This is a genomic window from Actinomycetospora sp. (genome assembly GCF_055612215.1).
Genome location: NZ_JBVPVA010000409.1, coordinates 1 through 5588, shown reverse-complemented (window position 1 = coordinate 5588; position 5588 = coordinate 1). Strand labels below are relative to the sequence as shown.

The window sequence follows — 5588 nt, the reverse complement described above, 5'->3', positions numbered from 1 at the left end:
GCCGTACACCATCCCGCTCGACGGCCCGACCGGGAAGATGACGCTGGCCGCCGGGTGGAGCCCGTGGCGCCCCGCGCACATCCACCTGCTCGTCTCGGCCCCGGGCCACCGGACGCTGACCACCCAGCTGTTCTTCACCGGGGACCCCTACCTGGGCAACGACGTCGCCTCGGCCGACAAGCCGGAGCTCACCCTCGACCCGCAGTCCACCGGCAACGGCGACGAGGTGCGCTCGGACCGCGACTTCGTGCTGGAGCCCGAGTAACTCCCGATGGAGGTCCGGCAGCTGCGCTACTTCGTGACGGTGGCGCACACGCGGCACTTCGGGCGGGCGGCCGAGCAGCTGTACATCGCCCAGTCGCCGCTGTCGCAGGCCATCCGGCAGCTGGAGTCGCACCTGGGCACGCCGCTGTTCGAGCGGACCACGCGCCGGGTCGACCTCACCGCCGCCGGGGAGGCGCTGCTGCCGGAGGCCGTCCGCATCCTGGAGTCGGTGGGGGCCGCCCGCGAGCAGGTCTCGCGGGTGGCCGCCGGCGACCTCGGGCGGCTGCGGATCGGGGCGACGGCGCTGGCGACCTACCGCCACGTGCCCGAGCTCGTCCGCCGGCTCGGCGCCGAGCTGCCGAACCTCACCCTGCGCTTCCGGTCCGAGATGCTCACCCCGGCCCTCGAGGCCGCGCTCGTCGAGCACCGCATCGACCTCGCCGTCCTGCGCCCGCCCGTCGGCGACGGGTCGCTGGCGACGCGGCTGCTCGCCCGGGAGCGCCTGGTGCTCGCCGTGCCGGCCGGCTGGCGCGGCGACGACGGTTCGGCCGACGGCGCCGTCGCGCTCGCGGACCTCGCCGACGAGGACTTCGTCGTGTACTCCGCGCCGGGCTCCGTGGTCGGTGCCGCCGCCGACCGGGCGTGCCGCGCCGCCGGCTTCGTCCCGCGACACACCCACGACGCCGACCAGACCTCCATCGTCCTCGCCCTCGTCGCCGCGGGACTCGGGGTGGCACTGCTGCCGGCCTCGGTGCTCGCCGTGACCGTCGACGGTGTGCGCTATCGCGAGCTGACCGGGTGCGACGTCACCGCCGACGTCGCGCTGGCCTGGCGTCGCGACGATGTCGAATCCCCCGACGCTCCGCTCGCCCCGATCCGCTCCCCCGCCTTGAAGAAGGCCCTCGCCGTCCTGGGTGGCCACGAGAGGACCCCGCAGTGAAGATCGACTCCGTCGAGGCCATCCCCCTCGCGATCCCCTACCGCCGCCCGTTCGGGTTCGCCAGCGGCCGGGTGACCGCCGCCGACCACGTCCTCGTCCGGATCACCACCGACGACGGCCTGGTCGGGCACGGTGAGGCCCCGCCGCGGCCCTACACCTACGGGGAGACGGCGGCCTCGATCGTCGCCGCCGTCCGCGACCTGTTCGCGCCGGTGCTCGTCGGCGCCGACCCCTTCGCCCGCGAGCGCGTCCGCGCCGACCTCGACCGCACGGTCGCCAACAACGCGGCCAAGGGCGCGATCGACGTCGCCCTCTGGGACCTCGTCGGGCAGGCGTGCGGGCAGCCGGTGCACGTGCTGCTCGGGCACGCCGCCGACGACGTCCGCGCCGCCCACATGATCGGGCTCGGCACGCCGGAGGAGATGGTCGCCGACGCCGTCGAGATGCGCGACGACCACGGCGTCGACGCCTTCAAGATCAAGGTGGGTCGCGAGCTGGGCGTCGACATGGCAGCGGTCCGGGCGCTGCGGGCGGAGCTGGGCGACGCGGTCGAGCTCTACGCCGACGCCAACCGCGGCTGGGACGCCGACACCGCGATCGTCGCGTCGCGCCGGCTCGCCGACCACGGTGTGTCGATGCTGGAGGAGCCCAACCCGGCCGCCGACGTGCTGGGCCGGCGGCGCATCGTCGCGGCGAGCCCCATCCCCGTCGTCGGGGACGAGTCGACGATCACCCTCGGCGGAGTCGCCCGGTCACTGCTCGACGGCGACGCGCAGGCCATCAGCGTCAAGGTCGCGCGCACCGGGTTCACCGACTCCGCGAAGATCGTCGGGCTCTGTGAGGGGCTCGGGGTGACGACGGTGGTCGGGAACCAGATCGACGGGATGCTCGGCACCGTCGCCTCCGTCGCGCTGGGGTGCGGGCTGCGTGCGCTGGCCCGCCAGCCCGTGGAGGTCACCAACTACCTGCTGATGACCGACGACGTCCTCGCCGAACCGCCCGTGATCGTCGACGGCCGCCTCGCCGCGCGGCAGGAGCCGGGCCTCGGCGCGAGGATCGATCCCGACAAGCTGGCCCACTACCGCCTCGACTGACGTGCCGGAGAAGCCCTGGTGCCGACACCGGACGTCAGGAGACCGTCGATCACGGAGGACCCCGTGCAGTTCCTCGTCCGCATGGACGTCCGTCTGCCCCACGACATGCCGCAGGAGGTCGCCGACGACCTCCGTGCCCGGGAGAAGGCCCGCGCCCACGAGATCCAGGGCGCCGGGAAGTGGCCGGAGCTCTGGCGGGTGGTGGGGCGCTACGCGAACGTCAGCCGCTTCGACGTCGAGTCCGGCGACGAGCTGCACGAGCTCCTCTCCAGCCTGCCGCTCTTCCCGTACATGGACATCGAGGTCACCGCGCTGACCCGGCACCCGTCGAAGCTCGATCGGTGACTCCGGGAGACGCAGCGCAGCCGAGCTCGACCCGTCGATGTTGCCGATCGCCGGAAGGCCGGTGTCGTCCCGGCGTCCGATGGGAGAGGGTGGGGCAGTGCGTCTCCACGTGACCGACGAGGGCCCTCCCGACGCCCCCGTCCTCGTCCTGCTCTGCTCGCTCGGGTCCACCGTCGACATGTGGGCGCCCCAGCGCCGCGACCTCGCCGGGGAGTACCGGGTGCTGACGATGGACACCCGGGGCCACGGCGGCTCCCCGGTGCCCGACGGCCCCTACTTCGTGGAGGACCTGGCCGACGACGTCCTCGAGACCCTCGACGACCTCGGGGTCGACCGGGCGGCGTTCGCCGGGGTGTCGCTCGGCGGGGCGATGAGCCAGGCGGTCGCCCTGCACGCCCCCGAGCGGGTGAGCGCGCTGGTGCTGCTCTGCACCTCCGCGCAGTTCGCCAACCCGGACACGTACGTCGAGCGCGCCGAGACCGCCCGGAGCCAGGGGGTCGCCGAGATCGCCGACGGGGTGGTCACGCGCTGGTTCACCGACGACTTCCGGGAGACCGCCCCGGACGCGGTGGCGCAGATGCGCGACATGATCGCCGCGACCCCGCCCGAGGGCTACGCCTCGTGCTGCGAGGCCATCGTCGCCTGGGACTCGCGTTCCCGGCTGGCGTCGATCACGGCGCCCACCCTGGTGATCTCGGGGGCCCAGGACCCGGCCACCCCGCCCGAGCACGGCCAGGTCCTCGCCGACGGCATCCCCGGCGCGCGCTTCGAGGTCCTCGACGACGCCGCCCACCTCGCGTCCTACCAGCGGGCCGAGGTCGTGACCCCACTGCTGGCCGAGCACGTGAAGGGCTCGAGTTCATGAAAGGCTCGAGTCTCAGGAAAGGAAGCGTATGAGCCGGATCGACAAGGTGATCGCGAGCGCGGACGAGGCGGTGGCCGACATCCCGAGCGGCGCCTCGCTCGCCGTCGGCGGGTTCGGCCTCTCCGGGGTGCCGATCGTGCTGATCGACGCGCTGAACCGGACCGAGGTCGGCGACCTCAAGGTCGCGAGCAACAACTGCGGCGTCGACGGGTGGGGGCTGGGCGTGCTGCTCGAGCAGCACCGCATCTCCCGGGTGACCGCCTCCTACATCGGTGAGAACAAGGAGTTCGCCCGCCAGTACCTCGGCGGCGAGGTCGAGGTCGAGCTGACCCCGCAGGGCACGCTGGCCGAGCGGCTGCGCGCCGCGGGCACCGGTATCCCGGCGTTCTACACCCCGGCCGGCGTCGGGACGATGATCGCCGACGGCGGCCTGCCGTGGCGCTACGACGCCGAGGGCAACGTCATCGCGACCTCCCCCGCCAAGGAGGTCCGCGAGTTCGAGGTCACCCAGGCCGACGGCACGACGCTGCGCAAGCCCTACGTGCTCGAGGCCGCCCTGGACATCGACGTCTCGCTGGTACGGGCGTGGAAGGGCGACCGACACGGCAACCTGGTGTTCAACAAGTCCGCGCGCAACTTCAACCCGCTGTGCGCGATGGCGGGCCGGCTCGCGATCGCCGAGGTGGAGGAGCTCGTCGAGCCCGGCGAGATCGAGCCCGACGAGGTCCACCTGCCCGGCATCTTCGTGCACCGGGTCGTCGCCCTGACCCCCGAGGAAGTCCAGCGCAAGCACATCGAGAAGCGCACGACGCAGGAGACGATGAACCGATGAGCCTCACCCGCGAGCAGATGGCCGCCCGCGCGGCGAAGGAGCTCCAGGACGGTTCCTACGTCAACCTCGGGATCGGGCTGCCCACCCTCGTGCCCAACTACGTGCCCGAGGGCGTGGGCATGGTGCTGCACTCCGAGAACGGCCTGCTCGGCGTCGGGCCCTACCCCCACGACGCCGAGGTCGACCCGGACCTGATCAACGCGGGCAAGGAGACGGTGACGACGCTGCCCGGCGCCAGCTTCTTCGACTCGGCGCTGTCCTTCGGGATGATCCGCGGCGGCAAGGTCGACACCGCGATCCTCGGCGCGATGCAGGTCTCGCAGACCGGCGACATCGCGAACTGGATGATCCCCGGCAAGATGGTCAAGGGCATGGGCGGCGCGATGGACCTCGTCCACGGCGCGAAGACCGTCATCGTGCTCATGGAGCACACCGCCAAGGACGGCACCCACAAGATCGTCGAGAAGTGCGAGCTGCCGCTGACCGGCCAGGGCGTCGTGCAGCGGATCATCACCGATCTCGCGGTCATCGACGTCACCGAGGCCGGCCTCGTGCTGCGCGAGCTCGCCGACGGCGTCAGCGAGGACGAGGTCCGCGAGAAGACCGGCGCGGAGCTGACCAGCGCGCTCTGATCCCACCCCGCCACGCCCCGCCACGCACGAACGGCCGGTTCGTCACCATCGACCGTGACGAACCGGCCGTCCGCACATCCCCGTCCGGGCGGACGGTCAGAAGACCCGCAGGACCACCATCCGCGCGCTGACCCCGGCGGCCTTGCGGTAGTCGACCACGTCGGTCGACACCACCTCGACCATCGCCATCTGGGCGAGCCGGTCGACCTCGGCGCGATAGCCGCCGGAGTCCCAGATGTCGTCGAGCACCGTCGCGACGATCGTCCCGCCCGGCCGCGTGAGCCGGACGAACTCGCCGAACGCCCCGGGCCCGACGTGGCCGTGGGTCAGCGTCCCCACGCACACGACGACGTCGTAGGAGTCCGCCGACACCGGCAGCGGGCGGGAGAGGTCGGCGGGCGCGAGCCGGCGGTAGACCCCCGTCGCCTTCGCCTGCTCGAGCATCCCCGGCGAGAGGTCGACCCCGTCGATCGTGGTCGCCCCGAGCGCGGCGAGCTCCACACCGACGAGCCCCGTCCCGCACCCGGCGTCGAGGATCTCGCCGTCCACCCCCGCGACCCGCGCCACCGTCTGCGCCGCGACCAGCGGGCCGACGTAGCCCTGGGACGAGTCGGTC

8 protein-coding genes are annotated in these 5588 nt (G+C 72.9%); 7 read left to right on the top strand and 1 reads right to left on the bottom strand.

Going from position 1 to position 5588, the window contains the following annotated elements; all coding sequences use genetic code 11:
• The 7 genes from AC0CYZ_RS11590 to AC0CYZ_RS11560 all read left to right on the top strand — a co-directional run.
• A partial coding sequence (locus tag AC0CYZ_RS11590) for a dioxygenase family protein (protein WP_472215411.1) occupies positions 1–265 on the top strand: 265 nt, incomplete at its 5' end.
• A 6-nt stretch (positions 266–271) separates the two neighbouring features.
• Entirely contained in the window at positions 272–1204 is a 933-nt protein-coding gene (locus tag AC0CYZ_RS11585; protein WP_472215409.1) for a LysR family transcriptional regulator, read from the top strand.
• Complete coding sequence (locus AC0CYZ_RS11580) at positions 1201–2298, top strand: mandelate racemase/muconate lactonizing enzyme family protein (RefSeq protein WP_472215407.1); 1098 nt, start codon at positions 1201–1203, stop codon at positions 2296–2298. Before AC0CYZ_RS11585 ends, AC0CYZ_RS11580 begins: the two co-directional genes overlap by 4 nt.
• Before the next feature lie 63 nt (positions 2299–2361).
• On the top strand, positions 2362–2643 hold the full coding sequence (gene catC / locus AC0CYZ_RS11575; protein WP_472215405.1) for a muconolactone Delta-isomerase: 282 nt from the start codon (positions 2362–2364) through the stop codon (positions 2641–2643).
• A 97-nt stretch (positions 2644–2740) separates the two neighbouring features.
• Positions 2741–3508, top strand: coding sequence for a 3-oxoadipate enol-lactonase (gene pcaD, locus AC0CYZ_RS11570; RefSeq protein WP_472215402.1), 768 nt, complete (start codon positions 2741–2743; stop codon positions 3506–3508).
• A 28-nt stretch (positions 3509–3536) separates the two neighbouring features.
• Positions 3537–4340: a CoA transferase subunit A gene (locus AC0CYZ_RS11565; protein ID WP_472215400.1), complete on the top strand. Its 804-nt coding sequence runs from the start codon at positions 3537–3539 to the stop codon at positions 4338–4340.
• Complete coding sequence (locus tag AC0CYZ_RS11560) at positions 4337–4972, top strand: CoA transferase subunit B (RefSeq protein ID WP_472215398.1); 636 nt, start codon at positions 4337–4339, stop codon at positions 4970–4972. The genes AC0CYZ_RS11565 and AC0CYZ_RS11560 overlap by 4 nt, the downstream gene beginning before the upstream one ends.
• A 96-nt stretch (positions 4973–5068) precedes the next feature.
• On the opposite strand, the gene AC0CYZ_RS11555 is transcribed toward AC0CYZ_RS11560, so the two are convergent.
• Positions 5069–5588 (bottom strand): class I SAM-dependent DNA methyltransferase (locus tag AC0CYZ_RS11555; protein WP_472215395.1); only part of this gene is annotated, 520 nt, incomplete at its 5' end.